At 51.1% G+C, this 19,278-nt stretch carries 20 protein-coding genes; 8 read left to right on the forward strand and 12 right to left on the reverse strand.

All coding sequences use genetic code 11. The features are described from left to right. Positions 1-149 precede the first annotated feature (149 nt). From UM181_06765 to UM181_06780, 4 genes are all read left to right on the forward strand, one after another. A complete protein-coding gene (locus UM181_06765) occupies positions 150-1,748 on the forward strand; it encodes a phosphoenolpyruvate carboxykinase (protein ID WQC64302.1) in 1,599 nt (532 codons plus the stop codon). Positions 1,749-2,059: 311 nt separating this feature from the next. Further along, positions 2,060-2,476 (forward strand): cyclic nucleotide-binding domain-containing protein, encoded by a 417-nt coding sequence (locus UM181_06770; protein WQC64303.1) that lies wholly within the window; start codon positions 2,060-2,062, stop codon positions 2,474-2,476. Positions 2,477-2,751: 275 nt separating this feature from the next. Then, positions 2,752-3,198, forward strand: a complete 447-nt coding sequence (locus UM181_06775) for a DUF4396 domain-containing protein (protein ID WQC64304.1) — start codon at positions 2,752-2,754, stop codon at positions 3,196-3,198. Positions 3,199-3,372: 174 nt separating this feature from the next. Next, the gene (locus UM181_06780) at positions 3,373-3,753 is read left to right on the forward strand and encodes a hypothetical protein (protein ID WQC64305.1); all 381 of its coding nucleotides are present in this window, start codon (positions 3,373-3,375) and stop codon (positions 3,751-3,753) included. Positions 3,754-3,759: 6 nt separating this feature from the next. Here the strand turns inward: UM181_06780 and UM181_06785 are convergent, their stop codons facing one another. Beyond that, positions 3,760-5,466, reverse strand: coding sequence for an adenylate/guanylate cyclase domain-containing protein (locus UM181_06785; protein ID WQC64306.1), 1,707 nt, complete (start codon positions 5,464-5,466; stop codon positions 3,760-3,762). A gap of 294 nt (positions 5,467-5,760) precedes the next feature. Between UM181_06785 and UM181_06790 the strand changes: the two genes are divergently transcribed. Next, positions 5,761-6,015, forward strand: a complete 255-nt coding sequence (locus UM181_06790) for a hypothetical protein (GenBank protein WQC64307.1) — start codon at positions 5,761-5,763, stop codon at positions 6,013-6,015. Positions 6,016-6,021: 6 nt separating this feature from the next. On the opposite strand, the gene UM181_06795 is transcribed toward UM181_06790, so the two are convergent. The 10 genes from UM181_06795 to UM181_06840 form a co-directional block, all read right to left on the reverse strand. Further along, complete coding sequence (locus UM181_06795) at positions 6,022-7,053, reverse strand: AbrB family transcriptional regulator (protein ID WQC64308.1); 1,032 nt, start codon at positions 7,051-7,053, stop codon at positions 6,022-6,024. 120 nt (positions 7,054-7,173) lie between these two features. Continuing rightward, positions 7,174-8,208, reverse strand: coding sequence for an ABC transporter substrate-binding protein (locus tag UM181_06800; protein ID WQC64309.1), 1,035 nt, complete (start codon positions 8,206-8,208; stop codon positions 7,174-7,176). After that, on the reverse strand, positions 8,178-9,566 hold the full coding sequence (locus UM181_06805) for a sensor histidine kinase (GenBank protein ID WQC64310.1): 1,389 nt from the start codon (positions 9,564-9,566) through the stop codon (positions 8,178-8,180). Before UM181_06805 ends, UM181_06800 begins: the two co-directional genes overlap by 31 nt. Then, positions 9,563-10,228: a response regulator transcription factor gene (locus UM181_06810; protein ID WQC64311.1), complete on the reverse strand. Its 666-nt coding sequence runs from the start codon at positions 10,226-10,228 to the stop codon at positions 9,563-9,565. Before UM181_06810 ends, UM181_06805 begins: the two co-directional genes overlap by 4 nt. Before the next feature lie 159 nt (positions 10,229-10,387). After that, a complete protein-coding gene (locus UM181_06815) occupies positions 10,388-11,902 on the reverse strand; it encodes a tripartite tricarboxylate transporter permease (GenBank protein ID WQC64312.1) in 1,515 nt (504 codons plus the stop codon). Between the two features lies 1 nt (position 11,903). Further along, entirely contained in the window at positions 11,904-12,395 is a 492-nt protein-coding gene (locus UM181_06820) for a tripartite tricarboxylate transporter TctB family protein (protein ID WQC64313.1), read from the reverse strand. Between the two features lie 83 nt (positions 12,396-12,478). After that, on the reverse strand, positions 12,479-13,459 hold the full coding sequence (locus UM181_06825) for a tripartite tricarboxylate transporter substrate-binding protein (GenBank protein WQC64314.1): 981 nt from the start codon (positions 13,457-13,459) through the stop codon (positions 12,479-12,481). A gap of 288 nt (positions 13,460-13,747) precedes the next feature. Further along, the gene (locus UM181_06830; protein WQC64315.1) at positions 13,748-14,407 is read right to left on the reverse strand and encodes a transaldolase family protein; all 660 of its coding nucleotides are present in this window, start codon (positions 14,405-14,407) and stop codon (positions 13,748-13,750) included. A gap of 216 nt (positions 14,408-14,623) precedes the next feature. Next, the gene (locus UM181_06835; protein ID WQC64316.1) at positions 14,624-14,983 is read right to left on the reverse strand and encodes a YigZ family protein; all 360 of its coding nucleotides are present in this window, start codon (positions 14,981-14,983) and stop codon (positions 14,624-14,626) included. A gap of 91 nt (positions 14,984-15,074) precedes the next feature. Next, entirely contained in the window at positions 15,075-16,097 is a 1,023-nt protein-coding gene (locus UM181_06840; GenBank protein WQC64317.1) for a LacI family DNA-binding transcriptional regulator, read from the reverse strand. Positions 16,098-16,402: 305 nt separating this feature from the next. On the opposite strand from UM181_06840, the gene UM181_06845 reads away from it, so the two are divergent. The 3 genes from UM181_06845 to UM181_06855 are packed head-to-tail and all read left to right on the forward strand — an operon-like array spanning position 16,403 to position 18,889. Continuing rightward, entirely contained in the window at positions 16,403-17,392 is a 990-nt protein-coding gene (locus UM181_06845; GenBank protein ID WQC64713.1) for an alcohol dehydrogenase catalytic domain-containing protein, read from the forward strand. Positions 17,393-17,407: 15 nt separating this feature from the next. Beyond that, complete coding sequence (locus tag UM181_06850; protein ID WQC64318.1) at positions 17,408-17,698, forward strand: UxaA family hydrolase; 291 nt, start codon at positions 17,408-17,410, stop codon at positions 17,696-17,698. A gap of 9 nt (positions 17,699-17,707) precedes the next feature. Further along, entirely contained in the window at positions 17,708-18,889 is a 1,182-nt protein-coding gene (locus tag UM181_06855; GenBank protein WQC64714.1) for a UxaA family hydrolase, read from the forward strand. A 132-nt stretch (positions 18,890-19,021) separates the two neighbouring features. On the opposite strand, the gene UM181_06860 is transcribed toward UM181_06855, so the two are convergent. Next, positions 19,022-19,270 carry a hypothetical protein gene (locus UM181_06860; GenBank protein WQC64319.1) on the reverse strand — a complete coding sequence of 83 codons (249 nt, stop codon included), beginning with the start codon at positions 19,268-19,270 and terminating at the stop codon, positions 19,022-19,024. Positions 19,271-19,278 lie beyond the last annotated feature (8 nt).

Raw genomic sequence — 19,278 nt, forward strand, 5'->3', positions numbered from 1 at the left:
TTTCTGCAGATCTGCGCGTGGTCTTCAAGGTGATTGCGCTAACACGATTGTGTTTGCGCTAACGCTTCAAATCGCAGCTTCCGTTGGGTTAAGCGATGGTGTTAGGAACCTGTATGGCGCAACACTGCAGTCCCATTAGGAGAGCGATAATGAAGCACGGTCGGGTAAATAATAACAACACGTTAGAGCAACAGGGTATCACTGGGCTTGGCGCTGTTTATTATAACCTTCAGGAACCCGCCTTGATGGAATTGGCTGTCTCAGCAGGAGAGGGGCAGTTGGGCCAAGGTGGTAGTTTATTGGTGTCGACGGGTAAATTCACGGGGCGCAGCCCGAAAGATAAATTTGTGGTCCGCACGGCGAATGTGATTGATAAAATTTGGTGGGATAACAACCCGCCAATGGAGCCCGAAAAATTTGATTTGCTCTATCAAGATATGCGCCAGCACATGCAGGGCGGGCGCTATTATGTGCAAGACTTGTTTGCCGGCGCGGATCCCGAACATCGGCTGGATGTGCGCGTTGTCAGCGAATTGGCCTGGCACAACCTATTCATTCGCCACTTATTACGCCGGCCGGCGCTGGAAGAGCTTGATCGGTTTGCACCAGAATGGACCGTGATCAATTGCCCGAGCTTTAAGGCAGATCCACAGCGCCACGGTTGCCGCAGCGAAACCGTAGTCGTGCTCAATTTTGAGCAAAATGTTATTTTGATCGGCGGCACCGAATATGCGGGTGAAAACAAAAAGTCAGTTTTCACCTTGCTGAATTATCTGTTGCCAGAAAAAGGCGTGATGTCGATGCATTGCTCGGCAAACCACGCGGTTGGCAACCCCGAAGAAACAGCGGTGTTTTTCGGCTTGTCGGGAACGGGAAAAACAACGCTTTCTACTGATCCAAACAGGGTTCTCATTGGAGATGATGAGCATGGCTGGTCGGCGCGGGGTACCTTTAACATTGAAGGCGGCTGCTATGCAAAAACCATTGATTTAACGCCCGAATCCGAACCTGATATCTATGCAACCACGCAAAAATTTGCCACAGTGATCGAAAATATGGTCTATGATGACGAGACCAAAGAGCTGGATTTTAAAGACAGCTCACTGACGCCGAATATGCGCTGTTCCTACCCGTTAAACTATATTTCAAACGCGTCGGAAACCGGGCTGGGCGGCTATCCCAAAAATATTATCATGCTGACCTGTGATGCGTTTGGCGTTCTTCCGCCCATTTCAAAGCTGACGCCAGCGCAGGCAATGTATCACTTTTTATCTGGGTTTACGTCAAAAATTGCGGGCACAGAGCGGGGTGTCACCGAGCCTGAGCCCACTTTCTCAACCTGTTTTGGCGCGCCATTCATGCCGCTGCGCCCAGAAGTTTATGGCAAGCTGTTGCAAGTTAAAATCGCCAATCATGGATCCCATTGCTGGCTTTTGAACACGGGTTGGACTGGCGGTGGCTATGGGGTCGGATCACGGATGCCCATCAAAGCCACGCGGGCGCTGTTGACCGCGGCGCTTGATGGCAGCTTGCTCGATGCCCCCTTTCGAAAGGATCCAAACTTTAGCTTTGAAGTGCCGATGTTGGCGCAGGGCGTTGACAGCGGCCTTTTGGATCCGCGCAGCACATGGGCCGATCAAGAGGCCTATGATCAGCAAGCTCAAAAACTGGTTAACATGTTCTCGGATAACTTTGCAAAATTTGTACCCTTTATCGATGATGATGTGCGCGCCGCCTCGATCAGTTAAAGGATAAACAACCCTTATCGGCCACTTGCGCGCCCGTTTCTGCGGGCCCGCAGCGGGCTGCGTCAGAGCCTTCGCCCCCATGCGCATCTGGAGTAGATTTCTATCGGCTGGTTGATCGATACTGCGTCTTGCGACCCGCCAAAGTACCAATCAGACGGCGTGAATGCTCTTAAAATATGAAGGTGCATTTTGTGTCCATGGTTTTTTTGCAGCGCCCGCATCTGCAAAAAACAAACGCCGTTGTGCATATTGCGCCAAGGCGCTAAAAAACTTCAGCGCGAACGTATGATATGTTTTTGGAGCTACCCATTATGGCATCACAGCAGGAACTGCCCGCAGGGGCCACGATTTATGATGCGGGCGATGTTTCAAAAGGCGCTTATCTGATTCAATCTGGCAAAGTGGATTTGATGACGGCCGAAAATTTTCGGCTTGTCACTTTGGGCGCCGGTGAGATGTTTGGCGAATTGGGTTTGGTGATTGATGACTTTCGCAGCGTGACCGCCGTAACGCGCACCGAATGTACGCTGATTTTAATTCCCAAAAAAACGCTTGAAAAAAAGTTTAAAACTGCCGATCCGGCCATTCGGGGAATTTTCAGATCGGTGGGTATTCGCTTGCGCGAAGCCAATCGCCAAAAAGATGAACTTCGGCAAGCGCTTGACCGGGTGCAAAAAAACAGCATCCGGCTTGAACAAGAACTAGAGCGGTATAAACGCCAAATTTAATGGGTGTTTTGCGCCCTTTACCTGCTGATTGGGGCGTGTCAGCCGCCAAAATGAAGGGGCGGGAGTGTTCAGCATTCAGTGTTTTGTACCGCGCGCCGCGTTGATCTATTTGGTTAAGCCTGATCGCTTGTATCGGTGCGATATGTAACGCGTTTTGGTGGCCTTATCTGTTTTTGTTCCCCGGATAAGAAGTATAGAGTATAAGACAGACAGACCGCGGCCCGTGCAGCAATCCCTCTTATGCTGTTCACGGCGCATCCTTGGGGTGAAAAAACATGAATGCCATCGTGCAGAAATTAAATATCAGCTGGTCATGCATACCAACATGGCGCAAGGCGTCTTTTAATACGCTTTGGTGCCTATTGGGATGCTCTATCGGCGATCTTGGAACGATTTTCTATTTTCAGGTGACGGGCATTGATTGGCCCGTGTTCAATATAATGCTTTTGGCAATCATAAACGGCATTTTGACGTCAATCCTGTTGGAAACAGTCATTCTAGCGCGCCAGATGCCGCTTAATCTGGCCTTAAAGACCGCGGCGGGCATGTCATTGATTTCTATGGTGGCCATGGAAGCCGCGATGAACCTCGTGGATGTGGCGATTACTGGTGGCGCAAAACTTACCCTTTTCGTAGTGCCGATTATGCTTTTGGCCGGCTTTTTGGCCCCTTTGCCCTATAATTACTGGCGGCTCAAAGCGCTGGGGAAATCCTGCCATTAGTGATTTTTATAAGCTGTTTTCTGTGTTTAGATTCAGCACCGATAGGATTGGGCGATAAATTCCGGGCAGGCCCGCTGGGCGGGGGGGTTAGAAATTCCTTAAAGATTTTCGAGATTTGCCGTAAGGTAGACGTTGGGGGATGGCTACATTGCGCCTTCAAGATAAGGTTTTGAAATGGCAGATGGGTTAGGATCGGTTGGTCAACGGCTCTCCAATGCGTTGGGGCGGCTTCAGCAATCTGAGGCTGGTCAGTTGGGAAAACCTGCGCAACCGCTGCAACAAGCTGCTGCGGGTCCACTTAAATCGGTGATGGTCAATGTGAAAGCCCAAGCGGCGCAGGCTGCAATGCGTGGATCGCCTGATGCGGCGGCAGCGGGCCATAAATCCGCGATTGGGCAACGCCTGTCTTCAGCCTTGGGCAGATTGAAAAATGAAAGCGAAGAAGTCGCCAAATTGCGCGCAGAGAATTCTGGCGCAACGGATACCAGTTCGGTCAGTGTTCAAATTAGCTCGGCCGCGCGGCAAAAATATTCTGAAGATATAATCATCCAGTAAACGGGGTTATGCAGTTTCGACAATTGCCGGATCTGCCGTGTGGGCGCTGGTCACAAAATACATCTGCATATCGCCCTTGCCTTTGACGAAGGTGATTGGGCGTTTGATGAATAACAAATCGGGTGCATCGGCCAATGCCAGATAGGTTTTCTGATCTATGTTGATGGATTGTGGCTCAGAATAGCTTTCCATCCGTGCGGCGGTGTTCACCGCGTCTCCAAATAGATCGAAAAGGTATTTTGTTTGACCCACAATACCCGCCACTGAATCGCCCGACGCAATCCCCAGCCGCAAGTGCCATTCTAGTTCATTCTGCTGGTTGCGGTTTTCCAAAAAAGCAATCATCCGCAGAGCAATTGAAATCAAATTGCGTTGTGGCGACTGGGCTGAGTGTTCAAGCCCGCTGACGCACATATACGCATCCCCGATCGTTTTGATCCGTTCGGAGGCATGGTTTTCCGTAATCCGGTCGAATTCGCTAAAAATATCGTTGAGTTCTGAAATCAACTTTGTGGCCGATATTTCTTGGGATATTTTTGTAAACCCGACAAAATCTGTGAACATAACCGAAATATTTTCTAAGCTGCGTGGCTCGGAAAAGCCTTTTTCTTTCAGATCATTGATCACATATTTGGGCAGAATATTTGCCAGTAACGCATCTGATTTTTTGCGCTCAAGATTGATTTGCGCCGTGCGGTTTAGAATTTGGCTTTCCAAATTGTTTACATAGGCCAAAAATCCAGCAATGATGACAACCCCCAAGACAGGAAAGATCATAACTGAGGCGGGAACAATCGTGGCAAATGAAAAAAACGCAAGTGCTCCAACCGCCAAAGCGAGCCCAAGCTTTGCCATAAAGCGTGTTCGTTGAAGCGAAGCAATGCTTTTGAAATTGAGCCTGTGCAGTAGATAAAGCCCCAGGTACAGGGCGATAAACCCAATTGCATTACTCCAGCAGCTTTGAAGGAATTCGGCCAGATTTGCGGCGGTTAACAAAGCGTATATGATGTAAAAATTTGCGTTTATTGCATATATCAGTAGCAATATATGCGCTAAAAATACCCGCGATCTTGGGAGCGAAACGCCGCGATTATGCCATGCATATAGCCCTAAAAAGATCAAAAAACTTCCGGTGGAAACCGAAAAAAGAAATAGATCCGGCGTTAAGCGCACCTCAAGTGCCCGCAGCAGCGCAACCGGGTTGAAGAGCGGCAGACCTAAATCAGCTTGAAGCGTGAAGATGAACAGAGGCGGATAGGCCAAGGTGCTTAAAATTGTGCCCGAGCAGATTAGAAAGCTGCGGCTGTTGGTCTGATCGTCTGGCCGGGTGATTTCCAGAAACACTTTTGAGAGTAGGTAAATCACCAGCGAAAAAATATATCCACAGATGCTATAGGCAATAATCGGCCCAATATCACCAGGTCGGTTTGCCAACGTGATCGCCGCTGAAACGCAAATCAAAAAGATGAAAATATGCGAGAGCGATAATCCCCAAAGAAACCGTTCAAACGGGCGGCGCTGCATATTTTGCACGGGGTTCAAAATGGCTAAAATTGCGGCCACGCTGATCGCGCCGAGCGAGCCGTTTATGTCAAATATATTCAAGAAAGATACATCCGGCTTTGACAAAAAATAGCCGCTTACAGCCAGCGGAATGAGGCCCATGATAAGGGCTTGAACGGCCAAAAATACTGGGGGTTTTAGGCGGCTCATTCGCGGCATATATCCTTGATAGGTGATCTGCTTTGAGCCAAGACTGCCCGAAATTTTTCGGTTGGGATACCCTGATTTGATATTTTTAAAAGATAGCGCCCAGCTCAAGGCACTATAAAATCAACTGCCGGCGCTTTTTGACCAGCTGGGGGCGGTAATCCTGGAAAAAACGTTTTGTGACGCTTGCCGCGATATACCCATAGGGGTAACCTTTCAGATAGAGTAAGCTGTCGCGAAGCAGCCGAAACATGGGCAGAAAAACGGTGCCACTGGTCTGCATAAGGATATGATGAAATGAAATGGGTGATCGCGATTATAGGAACCTTGCTTATTATCGGCGGTATGTTGTCGATCCTTTTGGGATTTTCCAGTCAGGAAGATAAGATCGTCGGGTATGGTTTTACGGTGGCGGTGGCAGGCGTTTTATTTCTGGCCGTGGTGCGCATTTTGGATTTGCTTGAGCAAATGCTTGCCGAGTTGAAAGCGTCACGCCAAATTCTGCAATTTGCCAATCCAAAGGCTGAACGTTTGTTAGAAGAAGAACCATGATGTGGCCTAGCGTTGCGGTTTGACCAGGCCTAGGGCAGAAATCAGAAGCGTCAGAATGATCAATCTCCAAACGTGATGGCCTGCCACAAAGGCAGGGTTTAACCCCATTTCCGCGGCGATAGCAGCCATCGCCTCGACTCCGCCCGGGGCGAAAGAAATAAGTAAGATTGCCAGATCAAGATCCAGCAAAGCTACAGCGCATAAGCTGCCCAGAGCCGCCACCACGATAGACAGGCAGGTCAGGAACAAGCCCGCAAAAAAAGCTGATTTTAACATTGAGGGCTGGATGCCATTAAAGCGGCTGCCGATTAACGCGCCTAATGCGATCAATGCGGCGGCCTCAAGTGGGTCTGCCAAGCGGCCATCAACCAAGCTGCTCAATTGGCCCAGGCTGGATATCACCAATCCGCCCAGCAAAAACCCTGCTGGCAAGCGCATATGTTGAAAAACGCCCCCAACCCCTAGTGCCAGCATCGCCAGCGTCAGGGTTTCTTTGAGGTTAAGCGTGGGAAGCGGCGCGGCGGCAAAGTCTGGCGCGGCAAAGAATATGGCAAGAATGGCGGGCACTCCTAAGCTGAGAAAGAGCACGCGAATGCTTTGGACAACGGCAACCACGGATGTGTTTGCGGCCACATCTTCGGAATATGCCAGCACGAAGCTTAAATGCCCTGGTAGCGCGCAAAGGCTGGCCGTTGCCCAGTCAAATCCGAACAGCCGATACAGCCCCCAGCGGCATAAAAGGGTGGTGCAAACTACGCATACGGCCAAAATGCTGAAGCTGAGCGGCCAAGCAAGCGCTGCGCGCAGCACATCGGGGGTTACAGTACAACCAATCACAATGCCCAAAAGCGTGAAGCACAGGGGTTTAAGCGGGCCGAGAAGTTGCATGCGCAACCCCAGCAAAGCGGCGCAGCTGACCAGCACCGCCGGCCCTGTCAGCATGGGCACCGGAAAGCCGATGACGTGAAACATAACAGCGCCGACAAGGCCAATGAGCAAGGTTAAGAGCGTGCTATAAATACGCGATGCGTTTTGCAAAATATGGGCTGCTTTCTGAAAATTAGTCGGATGCGGGGTTGACTTGCATGCGGCGCGCTCGATCGCGGAAAAGGGAGTTTGTTTTTTGCATAGGGTTGCCGGGCCTGCGCGAACTATAGGTCAATTTTGGATCAATGCCGCATCCCATTCGCTTAGGAAACTTTGTTTTTTCAAGCGGTCTAGAAAAACCAGCAACCCGGAATCAAGCCGGATCGGTTTGCGATTGGCAAGCTGGGCGATATCCGAATTGTTCAACGCGGATAATTTGGCCTTTTGATCCAAGATTTTTTGCCCATCATCGCTGACAAGAAAATTTAAGAAGGCTTGCCCGCTGCCAAAGTTCTGGGCGCTGCTTGGGATCACGGCGGTGCGCAATAAGATATGCGTATAATCTTGCAAGGTTATAACTTTTGCATTGCTGCCCGCAGGCAACGTGGCGTTGGCGTAGCTGCCCAAGACGTTATAGGCCAGCGCCAACTCTCCCGTATTTACCGCACGGATCATATGGCTGGTACAGCAATAGAGTTTTGTGCCCACGCGGCCCATCACTTCGGCCAAGCGCCAAAACGTATCTGACTGGCGGGCATCTTGGGTGGAAAATAAATATCCGGCCCCCGAAATATGCGGATCATAGGCACCGATGCGGTTTTGAAAAACCGTTGGGTTATTGCGGATCAGCGTTAATAAATCGCGCCGGGTTTTTGGTGGCTCTAAATCGGCAAAGTCGTGGCGCGACACAAGCAAAACCACCGGCTCAAGCGCAAAGCCGAACACTTCATGCCGCCAGCGGGCCCAGGCCGGAACATTTTTGGTTTCGGCATTTGGCACCGTTTGGGTGAACCCGTCATTGGCCAGTTTAATTTGTAGGTCCATGGCCGAAGAGATCACCAGATCAAATTTTTGTTTTTCCAGCGCGATCGCTTTGTAAATTTCGCTGGTTGAAGCCGTGACATAGGTGATTGAGAATTTTGGGTTCCGGTTTAGAAATTCTGAAATCACGGGTTGGAACCGGTCTAGATCGGTTGAAGATAAGATGCGCAATTGGGTGGGGCTTTGGGCATCTCCAAAACGCGTGCTCAGTTCGATTTCAAAGCTGAAAGCGCTGGATGCAAGCGCGCATAGGCTTAACAGGCAGGCAATTGTAAAACGGCGCATGCGCCAGCTCCTTTGTTGTTTGTTAGTGTCAATTCCCCGCCCATGGCGGTGCAAATTTCTGATGTGATTGCTAAGCCCAAGCCTGATCCAATCACATCATCCACGTTGCTGCCGCGGCGAAAGCGGTTATTTAAGCTGCACACATCAAGCCCCTTTATCCCGCGGCCCTGGTCTGTGATGGCGATGGTTGCAAATTCTTTGCGCCGCTGGGCGCTTACAGTCACCTGCATGTCAGGATCGGAATATTTGATAGCATTATCCAGCAGATTGCGCAGCGCCACCTCTAACAAAACGCGATCGCCCATCACCCAAAGCGGTTGGCTGTCATCAATATCGATATTCAACGTGATATCTTTAAGATCTGCGGTGGGGACCATGCTAGAGAGCACATGAGTTAAAATGAGTGGCAGATCTAGGCGGTCTTTTTGGGCTTGCTCATTGCGGTAAAGCACAAGCGCATGATCCAGCAATTGGCTGGCCGATCGGATACTTTCATCAACCGAGGTGATGACGTTGTGCAAATGTTTGCGGGTGTCTGGATCAACCGATTTGCGCAACACCAATTGGCTTTCTGATTTCACCAAGGAGAGGGGCGTGCGAATATGATGTGCGGCCTCTGCGATAAAGGTCTCGGTTTGCCCCAACGTGCTGCGAAGGCGTCCAATGAAGCCATTTAATGAGGTGAGCAAAGGCGCCAATTCCGGGGGAGTCGGGTGTTTGACATCGCGCAAGTCATGCGGGCCCCGGCGGCTGACAGCCCCGGCCAAAAGGTTGATCGGACGCAAAAAAGACGTGGTAACCAAAAGCGCCATGAAAATCGCAAAGCCAAAGAAGCTGAGCCCAATGATCGAAGCATTGCGCGATATTTCGCGCAGAATAGCTTCTTGAAACAATTGTGTTTGGGCCACGGTAACGCGCAGCATTTTTGCCTGACCATCGATCAAAAAGCTTTGCATGATGGTGGCTTGGCGCACGTGTTCGCCTTTGAAGCTTTGCGATGTTAGGCGGGGGCGATCCGAAAGCGGACCATCCATCAAAGGCGCTAAATCCTCATAGCCTGTTAAAAACACACCATCCAGATCAACGCGGTAATAAACTTTGTCTTGGCTGATCGCGCCCAGCATCGTGAAAATATCATAAGGAAGATCAATATCAACATTGCCGTCACGCGATCTGGTTTGCTGCAAGATCGAGCTAACGGCTGTGGAGAGCAAGGCATCTTGGGTGGCTTGTACCGCCTGTTTGGTGACTTGGCGCATGGTGACGAATAAAAGAATAGAAATGATCACGGCGGTGACCACAAGCGGCAATAAAAGCCGCCATCGCAAGGATAAAGGGTATCGCAATCGCGCGTTCATGCGGTGACCAATTTATACCCAAGGCCGCGAATTGTTTCTATACTTGCGTCGCACCCGGTCAGTTTTTTGCGAATACGCCCAATATACACTTCGATCGCATTTTCGGTTACCGCCTCAGAAATTGTGAGCAACCGGTCGGTGAGTTGATCTTTGGTGAAAATAATCTGCGGTGCATTCATAAAGATTTCGAGCAAACGCAATTCTCGATTGCGCAGCATATGCAGCCCTATCGGAGTGCGCAACTCCGCCGTGAGCGGGTTTAAGGTGATGTCACCAACGGTTAATTCTGTTTGCTCAGCACCTATATGACGGCGCAACACCGCGCGGCACCGGGCTTCTAATTCTACAAAATCAAACGGTTTTATAATATAATCATCCGCCCCAATATCGAGTAAATCAACCCTGTTCGACACTTCCGAGCGTGCCGTCATAACGATGACTGGCACCATGATTTTGCGTCGTCGCAAGCGGCGGAGAAAGTCGCCGCCATTGCCATCTGGCAGCATAATATCCAACAGGGCGATATCGTAATGTGTGACCGCCAACAGCTCTTCTGCGATTTCCAAAGAGCCTGCAATATCGCTTCCATGCCCGCCTAAGATGAAATGCTCTGCAAGCGATTCCGCTAGTTTTTGCGTGTCTTCGACAATTAAGACTTTCATTTTATTCGCATCGCCTCAGTTTGTGTCTGGCGCTGGATCAAACGTTAAACAGCTGTGAGCATTTGTCAAAATCAAATAAGCTGGCAAAATATGCGCGCTGCGTGGTTAAAGAAAGCATCCGCGCTTGATATGCGAGATGAGTGAAATTAGCCCTTGCGCTCAATCTCCATCCGCAATGCCTGCTTTTGCAATGCGAGCGCGCCGCGCTCGATAGCTAGGGACAATAATCAAAATCGCCGCCAAGACCAACAATCCCAGCGTCATTGGGCGCTCCAAAACAAAAGCCATCCCGTCATACAGCTGCATAGATCTGCTGAAATTATCTTCCAGCATCCGGCCGAGAATGAACCCGATCAGCAAAGGCGCCAGCGGATAATTGGCAAATCGCAGAACCGTGGCGCAAAGTCCAAACCCGACAAGGATTAACAGTTCAGTTGCGTTATTCTGCCCAATATAACTGCCCATCAGGGTAAAAAACAAAATAAACGGGATCAGATAATTGCGCGGTATCGCAAGGACCTTGGCGATATAGGGAATGAGTGGCAGATTCAACACGAGCAGCACCAGATTGCCAATATACATAGAAATGATCACCGCCCAGAAAATTTGCGGTTCATCCGTCATCAGGCGCGGGCCGGGATTAACGTTCAAAGCCAAAAGGGCCCCAAGCAGGATTGCGGTTGTGCCCGAACCGGGAATGCCAAGCGTTAAAAGTGGCACAAAAGAGCCGGTGCAGGCGGCATTATTCGCCGCTTCAGGCGCTGCCAGCCCCTTAATAGAACCTTGACCAAACTCGCGGCGCTCTGTTTCAGAGGCCAAATTGCGCTCGACCGAATAACCCAGAAACGAGGCAATTGTTGCCCCTGCGCCAGGCAGAACGCCGATGAAAAAGCCTTGTAAGGATTGCCGGCCGATCACAGGGGCAATGGCGCGGGCTTCGGCTTTATTGATGCGCAGATTTTCAATTTTGGCGCTGTCGCCTTGCGCTGCGCGGCTGGGATTCATGACCAGAAACAAAGCTTCTGGCAGGGCAAAAATAGCCATTGCAAGCGTGATGAAGCTGAAGCCCGATTGTAAATCCATCAGCCCCATCGTGAAGCGCGGCATGTTGAACAGCGCCCCTTCGCCCACGGTCGACATGATGAGCCCCAATATGGTCATTAAAAGCGCCTTTGACACTTGTCCGGACCCTGCAAAAGCGGCAATCGCCCCCAGGCCAACCACCATCAGCGCAAAATATTCAGCAGAGTGAAACAATAAGGCCACTGAGGAAAGGGCTGGCGCGAAAATCATAAGTAAAATGGCGCCGAGCGTGCCGCCGGCAAAAGAAGCAATGGCTGCAATTGTCAACGCTTTACCCGCCATACCGGCCCGGGCCATAGGATAGCCGTCAAAACTGGTGGCGACGGTGCCAGCAACGCCAGGAGCATTCAGCAGAATCGATGAAGTTGAGCCTCCGAAAATTGCGCCGTAATACACCCCTGCCAGCAAAATCAGGGCGGCGGAGGGATCGCCTAAAGTAACGGCAACAGGGATCATGATTGCAATGATCGACATCGGTCCTAACCCTGGCAGCATACCGATAAAGGTGCCTATCAGACAGCCGCCAATCACCATTAAAAGATTTTGGATTGAAAAAGCGGTTTCTAAACCGATTAATAAACCTTCTAACATGTTAAAGTCCCATTAAAAATGCGGGCAGTGGCCGCAAGAATATGCCCAATACTTGCTCGACCAAGTACCAAATGACAAATGTGGCGCTGCCCGTGATCACAAGTAATTTTATAAAACCGCGTTCGCCAAGTATGATTGAAGACAGGCTTAAAAACCCAATTGTTGATATAAAGAATCCCAAAGGGCGCAGCGTGAAGGCATAAAGCACCATCATCACCAGCAGTAAAATAGCCTGTCCTGAATTGTAATCTTGTAATCGTCGGTAATCGATATCGAGTTTTGTCTCTTCTTTAGCGGGCTTTTCCACACCCAGCAAAATACTCATAGCAACCAATATTGCCAGAACCGATAGGATTTTCGGAAAAGTTGACGGCCAGACTGGGTTGCGCTGCATGAATGGCGGCAAGAGGTGGTCCATCAAGAAAAATGCCGCATAGCCATAGGCCAAAGCAACTCCCAAAATTACTAAGGCGATCCAGCGATCTAAAGCCATCAGCTTCCCTCGTTTTATATTGAATGTAACAAGAAAAAAAATTGGCCCCGGTGAAGGGGCCAATTACAGTATTAAAACCTGACCTACAGGAAGCCCAGTTTGCGCATCAGATCACCAATGGCGGTTTCCTGACCTTCCAAAAAGCTGCGGAAGTCATCGCCATTGTTGTGAATGTTGACCCAACCGTTGCGCGCACGCACGGCTTCCCATTCGGGCGTGTCATACATTTTACTCAGCGCATCCTGATAGGCTGCAAGCTTATCTGCTGGCAAACCAGGGGCCGCGAAGAATCCCCGCCAATTGACAAAGGCTGTATCAATGCCCTGCTCTTTCATAGTTGGTGCGTCTGCATAAGCATCCACGCGCGCATCAGATGTCACACCAAGAATTTTAACTTCGCCAGCTTCGGCCAAGGCAACGGCTTCAGAAAATCCAGTCGACAAAGCGTTAATTTCCCCTGACAGCAACGCCGCCATCGCATCACCGCCTGCATCATATGGAATATATTTCACAGCTGTTGGATCTTCGCCGGCCGCTTGCATGACCATCGCCGCAACAAGGTGGTCCATACCGCCAGGCACAGAGCCGCCCCCGATGGCTGTATCGCGCGGGTTCGCTTTGTATGCGGCCAGCAGGTCATTCATATTGTTCAGCGGGCTGTCTTTGCCCACAACCATTGCTGCATAATCGCCAATTGTGCCTGCGACCAATGTCAGATCACGGAAGTTATGCGGGAAAACGCCCGTCAAAGAACGGATCACGATTGGTGTCGAATTGACCATCAAGGTGCCGTGGTTTGAATCGGCATTCTCAATCAGATAACCAATGGCTTTTCCGCCACCGCCGCCTGACATATTTTCAAATGATGCAGAGCCAACAAGGCCGGCATTGGTCAGTGCTTCGCCTGTGCCGCGTGCTGTACCATCCCAGCCGCCACCTGCACCACCCGGTATCAAAAAGTGAATGCTGTCTACAACTTGATGCCCGCCTGCCGTTACAGGGCCAGCCAATAAAGCGGCTGACGCCGCTGCGATCAGGGCCCGGCGGCCCAGTTTAATAGTCATTGATATTTCCTCCCATGTCCTTTTGGGCCTCGTTGCCCGAACGCGCGGAGTATTTCGTGTTAACCTGACATGAACCTGACATCTGTGAATTATTTTTGGCAAATGCGATTTATGGTTCGGTATGAGCTTGCGATAAATTTCACCTTTGAAATAGTTTTATGCTGGCATCTCAGCCCGTTTTGAACAGTGTGAAACCTAGCTTAGTTGCGCAAAGAATGTGCAGCGTAGATGATTGCGGTTGCAAGATATTAGAGGGCGATCCTGGTCAATGGAAAAGGCTATGGGCTTTTATTTGTTGGATTGGCAGGCGGCCTCGAAGGCGTGATGCGCCTCGGTTGAGTTTATATTGTCGAACAGCGCGCGGGCCAAATCGGGAGATAACGTTGCGCAGGGGGTACCGGCCTGCGCAACCTGGCGCAGCGTTTCCAGCGATTTGATCGAGGCCGCGAGCACCTCACAGCCGCTGCCCTGACTGATCATGTTCATTGCGTTAAGATGCGCCAAGGCATCGATGCCTTTGGCTTGCATGCGTCCAAGATAAGGGGCCAGATAATCTGCCTCAAGCGCGATTGCGGTGAGGCATTGAACCGCATCATAGCAGGCGGTCATCAGGATTTTCCCACCTAAGGCTTTGAGATTGGGCACCTGCGCAATCGCGGGCCGCACAAGTGGAATTTTGATCACGGCGGTGATCTCTTCTTGATGGGCGATTTTGTAAATTTCTGTGGCCCATTTTACATAGGTGCTGGGATCTCCAAACGCTTGCAGATGTAATTCTTGCGCGCCCAACGCCTTGGCATGCGCGAGCAACCCGCGCCAATCTGACTGTGCATAATCTAGCCCTGCACGTTGCGCCAAGAGGGGGTTGGTTGTGATGCCGTAAAACACCCCAAGGGGCAGGAGCTGAGCCCAATCTTGCGTGTTTGCCGTGTCCAAATAAAGTCGCATTTTCCGTGTTTACCCTAGCCCTTGTTGATTTGCACGTTGATTTAGAATGCGCGGCGGCCGCGTTGTTTTAAAAAAGCTGTTCGTAACAAACAGCGGGCGCGTCATCTGATATAAGGGGATGTTCGCAATTTAAATGCTCACAGGCGAGGCAGAGCAGATTGTCGGGCCGCGCAGCGCTGCAGCGGTCAGTTTTGTTTTTCACGGAACTAGATATCTTCAGGTTGTGCTGCGGTGGTCAAGATAATGGGTTACGCAATCTTGTATGCGGCGGAAGCGATCGCCGCCCAAAGGCGTGCCCCCAAACCAGCGCGTGACCACAATGACATGATCAACCAGTTCAGCGCGCTCAAGCATGCGCAAGATCACCATGCCCGCGCCGGCTTCCCCATCATCATGCTTTATCGGCCCATCCTCGCGCAGCACTGCGGCCCAACTGTTATGGCTGGCTTTGGCGTATTTTTTATTTTTTTTCAGCGCTTTGATTATCAAAAGGGCCTCTTGCTTAGTTTTAACCGGCGCGCCGGATACGGAATATTTTGATCCGCGATCGGTGAGAATGGCATTAAAGATCTGCATCCTCAAACCTTACCCGGGCGCTGCGGTGATGGCCATAGAAGAGGGCGTGCGCGGTGGGATTCTTTGGCCTTCAATGCTCAATTTCTGGGGGCTAATGCGGTTTTACCGGGCCAAGAGATTGCCGGTTGACGATCCGGGTTTCCAGCAAATGGCTTTCCACGGGGGTTTGGGTTTTCAGCATGGCAATTAGCGATTTTGCGGCGGCAATGCCCATTTCGCGGTGCGGCACATGCACGGTTGTCAGTTCAGGATCAATCAGTTCAGACACTTCAATATCGGCAAACCCCGTAATGGATAAATCCTCTGGAACCGCGAGCCCTAATTGTTTGGCGCGTTTTACCGCGCCCACCGCCAAAACATCATTTCCGCAAATAACCGCAGTTGGGGGGGTGGGGTTGGCCAGCAATTGGTCTAAGGCTTTTGCCCCTTCTTGAAAGGTATATTCTGCCTCAATCACCTGCAGCGGGGCAGTTTTGGCGCCATGATCTGCGATGGCGTGCTCAATGCCGGTGATGCGATCGCGCGCGCGGTCATTATTTTGCGTCAAACCGACGATAACCCCCAAGTTGCGATGCCCAAGCTCTAAGACTTGACGCGTGATTGTTTGCGCGGCGGCCTGGTTGTCAAAGCCGATATAGCAATGCTCGCTGTCTTTTTTATGAGCCCATGCCAAAACATAGGGAATATTGCGGCGCGCTAAGAATTGATAGGTTGCATCGGGCCGCGACTGGCCAATCAATAATAAAGCATCGGCTCCGCGCGCCACGAGAGATCGGATTTGCTCTTCCTCTAACTCAGGGCGATACGAGCAGCTGGCGATAATCAGCGTGATGCCATTTTCGGCCAAAGTTTCTTGAAAAGCCTGCATGCCTCGGGCAAAAATCGCGTTTTCCATCGTGGGAATGATTGCCCCAATGGTATTGGTACGTTTGGCGGCCAAGGCCTGCGCGCCAAAATTGGGCGAATAGCCAAGCGTTTGTATAGCCTGCTGCACTTTCAGACGGGTCTTTTCCGTGACATGCCCGGACTTGTTCAAACAGCGCGAGACGGTGGCCGTTGAAACGGCAGCCAAATCTGCAACGTCTTGAAGGGTGGGAAGAGGGGTGTGCGACACAAGCCTGTCTTTCTAAGCGTTGGGCATTTTGTTGAACAGGCTCATCGAAACGCGCCTTGTTGACGGATTTGTCTCATCTTAACGAATTTTCTTATTTCCGTGATAAATTCCAAATTAAGGATTGTAAACCAAAATGTAAGCGCTTACATACGGGGCAAATCAAGATTGAGTGAGTCGTTGCCGCTGCGCTTTATTGCGCTCTTCGTCAATGAAAGGCTTAGATCTGAAAAGTTTAAGCCAGCGGATAAGTCGCGGCGCTAAAAGGCAAAAGCGTGCAACAACGCGGCCAATGGGAGGATTACATCATGAAGGCACTTGTCTATATGGGCCCAGAGGTTTTGTCGTTCCAGGATATGCCGGATCCGCAGCCCGAACGCGGAGAGGTTTTGATTAAAGTTGCAGGCGTTGGTATTTGTGGCTCGGATATGCATGCGTTTTTGGGCCATGATGAACGGCGCCCGGCGCCGCTCATTTTGGGGCATGAAGTGGCTGGTACGATCGCCCAAGGGCCCGAGGCAGGGCGCCGCGTCACGGTGAACCCGTTGGTCTCTTGTGGGACGTGCCGCGCCTGCCTAGAGGGCCGCGATAATCTGTGTCCGGATCGCCAGATCATTTCCATGCCACCGCGGCAGGGCGGGTTTGCCGAGTATATTTCAATGCCGTTGGAAAATTTGGTCACCGTGCCGGATGGGTTTTCGCTGTTGGCGGCCAGCCTTGCCGAGCCAATCGCCTGTGGCTGGCACGCCGTTCGATTGGCCCGTAAAGCCTTGCATACGGCGCCAGAGCAGGCTCGCGCGCTTGTGCTTGGGGGCGGTGCAATTGGCGTAGGGTCTGCGCTGTGTTTGCAAGCGCAAGGCATTTCAAATGTTACTCTGGTGGAACCCAATGACCTGCGTCGCACGTATTTGGCCGAGATGCTGCCGGTCACCGTGCTGCACCCTGACGGATTGGCAGAAACAGAGCCGTTTGAGCTGGTGATTGACGGTGTCGGCTTTACCCAAACCCGCGCAAGCGCTTCGCAAGTGGTACGCCCTGGCGGGGTGATTATGCATATCGGGCTTGGATCCAGCGAAGGTGGCTTGGATATCCGGCGCGCCACCTTGCAAGAGCTCTCATTCATCGGAACATATACCTATACGGCGGCGGATTTCAGAGCCACTGCTGCAGCCATGTTTGCAGGCCAGTTGGGCCCGTTAGATTGGTTTGAAACCTGCGCGCTTTCTGCGGGTGAACAAGCTTTTCACGATATCCGCAAAGGTGCCATAAAGGCCCCGAAAATAGTTTTGAAACCCTGATAAAAGGAAACCACAATGTCAGAAATCCCCCATCTTTTGGTTCACGAGCAAGGCGATAGCGTCGGGGTCGTTGTTGTTGAAGGTTTGGAAGCCGGCACCGATATGTTGGTCTGTGTTACGCATGACAACTCAACCTTTCGGTTGGCCTCAGAGCAAGCGGCCCCGATTGGCCATAAAATTGCCCTGCAAGATATGACCAAAGGCGATACTGTCTTCAAATATGGCGAAGATATAGGCGTGATGACCGATGATGTTAAAAAAGGCCATCATCTGCATACGCATAATTGTAAAACGAAACGCTGGTAAGGAGCCCCTATCATGAGCGAACTTTCAAACATCACCATCCAAGGGTATCGCCGCGAAAACGGGCGTGTTGGCGTGCGAAACCACGTGTTGATTTTGCCACTGGATGATATTTCAAATGCGGCATGTGAAGCCGTTGCGAATAACATCAAAGGCACTTTGGCCATCCCACATGCCTATGGCCGGTTGCAATTTGGTGAAGATCTTGAATTGCATTTCCGCACTATCATCGGCACGGGCGCCAACCCGAATGTGGCCGCTGTTGTTGTTATCGGTATTGAGCCGGGTTGGACCAAGCGCGTTGTGGATGGCATTGCCGCAACTGGCAAACCGGTTGTCGGATTCTCAATTGAGCAAAATGGCGATTTGAAAACCATCATGGATGCCTCGCGCGCCGCGAAAGACATGGTGCATTTCGCTTCTGAATTGCAGCGTGAAGAATGCTCGATCGCGGATCTGTGGATTTCAACCAAATGCGGCGAATCTGACACCACCACTGGTTTGGGATCATGCCCAACCGTTGGGAATATGTACGATAAATTGTTGCCAGAAGGCATTTACGGGTGCTTTGGCGAAACGTCAGAAATCACTGGTGCCGAACATATTTGCCAAAAACGCGCCGTGAATGAAGAGGTTGGCGAACGTTGGTATAAAATGTGGAAAGCCTATCAGGATGATGTGATTTTTGCGCATCAAACCGATGATCTTTCAGACAGCCAGCCGACCAAAGGCAATATTGAGGGCGGCTTAACCACCATCGAAGAAAAAGCGCTGGGCAATCTAGAGAAAATCGGCCGGACTTCAAAATTCATTGATATTTTGGAACCCGCCGAAGCGCCAAAAGCTGGCAAGGGTCTCTATTTCATGGACAGCTCTTCAGCCGCGGCTGAATGCGTGACCTTGATGGCCGCCGGTGGCTATGTGTTGCATACATTCCCAACGGGTCAGGGCAATGTGATCGGGAACCCGATTGTTCCAGTGATCAAAATTACCGCCAACCCGCGCACAATTCGTACGATGAGCGAGCATGTGGATGTGGATGTATCGGGTATTTTGCGCCGCGATATGACGATTGATCAAGCGGGTGATGCGCTGATCGAAATGATCCGCCGCACCGCCAATGGGCGCAATACGGCAGCAGAGGCGCTTGGACATCGTGAATTCTCGATGACCAAATTGTATCGCAGCGCTTAAGAAACTAGACTTTGGCCCGCCCTCGTGGCGGGCCAGGTTTTTCAACAGTATCTATCGTTCTTGTGGCCGGACTTTTTCGAAAAAAGCCCAAATTAGGCTATTTCGCCGCGGCTTTTCTGCCCCCCCCCCTTTTCAAGCATGATTTCGCAAAACCTGCTTTGCGGTTGCGTAACACTCGCGCGCGTTGCGCCGACGGCGGTGGGTTGCAATCGCCGTATTCTGCCTCTTTGGGGTTTTAATCGGGGGTGTGACTCTGTAATCGGCCAAAGCCAAAGCCAAAGCCAAAGCCAAAGCCAAAGCCAAAGCCAAAGCTAGCGCGATGAAATTCGATAACGCGGCGTTCCGCTCTTGATATTTTGTGCTGCTTAACCAGCATGGCATGGCTTCTA

Source organism: Alphaproteobacteria bacterium US3C007 (assembly GCA_034423775.1).
Classification (GTDB): domain Bacteria; phylum Pseudomonadota; class Alphaproteobacteria; order Rhodobacterales; family Rhodobacteraceae; genus Thalassovivens; species Thalassovivens spotae.

Bases quoted from the DNA above. Each gene is read 5' to 3' on its own strand.
- UM181_06845 (WQC64713.1), top strand. From the start codon at position 16,403: ATGAAGGCACTTGTCTATATGGGCCCAGAGGTTTTGTCGTTCCAGGAT.
- UM181_06835 (WQC64316.1), bottom strand. From the start codon at position 14,983: ATGCAGATCTTTAATGCCATTCTCACCGATCGCGGATCAAAATATTCC.
- UM181_06800 (WQC64309.1), bottom strand. From the start codon at position 8,208: ATGCGCCGTTTTACAATTGCCTGCCTGTTAAGCCTATGCGCGCTTGCA.
- UM181_06775 (WQC64304.1), top strand. From the start codon at position 2,752: ATGAATGCCATCGTGCAGAAATTAAATATCAGCTGGTCATGCATACCA.
- UM181_06765 (WQC64302.1), top strand. From the start codon at position 150: ATGAAGCACGGTCGGGTAAATAATAACAACACGTTAGAGCAACAGGGT.
- UM181_06815 (WQC64312.1), bottom strand. From the start codon at position 11,902: ATGTTAGAAGGTTTATTAATCGGTTTAGAAACCGCTTTTTCAATCCAA.
- UM181_06805 (WQC64310.1), bottom strand. From the start codon at position 9,566: ATGAACGCGCGATTGCGATACCCTTTATCCTTGCGATGGCGGCTTTTA.
- UM181_06860 (WQC64319.1), bottom strand. From the start codon at position 19,270: ATGCCATGCTGGTTAAGCAGCACAAAATATCAAGAGCGGAACGCCGCG.
- UM181_06850 (WQC64318.1), top strand. From the start codon at position 17,408: ATGTCAGAAATCCCCCATCTTTTGGTTCACGAGCAAGGCGATAGCGTC.
- UM181_06785 (WQC64306.1), bottom strand. From the start codon at position 5,466: ATGAGCCGCCTAAAACCCCCAGTATTTTTGGCCGTTCAAGCCCTTATC.
- UM181_06820 (WQC64313.1), bottom strand. From the start codon at position 12,395: ATGGCTTTAGATCGCTGGATCGCCTTAGTAATTTTGGGAGTTGCTTTG.
- UM181_06810 (WQC64311.1), bottom strand. From the start codon at position 10,228: ATGAAAGTCTTAATTGTCGAAGACACGCAAAAACTAGCGGAATCGCTT.
- UM181_06830 (WQC64315.1), bottom strand. From the start codon at position 14,407: ATGCGACTTTATTTGGACACGGCAAACACGCAAGATTGGGCTCAGCTC.
- UM181_06825 (WQC64314.1), bottom strand. From the start codon at position 13,459: ATGACTATTAAACTGGGCCGCCGGGCCCTGATCGCAGCGGCGTCAGCC.
- UM181_06790 (WQC64307.1), top strand. From the start codon at position 5,761: ATGAAATGGGTGATCGCGATTATAGGAACCTTGCTTATTATCGGCGGT.
- UM181_06770 (WQC64303.1), top strand. From the start codon at position 2,060: ATGGCATCACAGCAGGAACTGCCCGCAGGGGCCACGATTTATGATGCG.
- UM181_06780 (WQC64305.1), top strand. From the start codon at position 3,373: ATGGCAGATGGGTTAGGATCGGTTGGTCAACGGCTCTCCAATGCGTTG.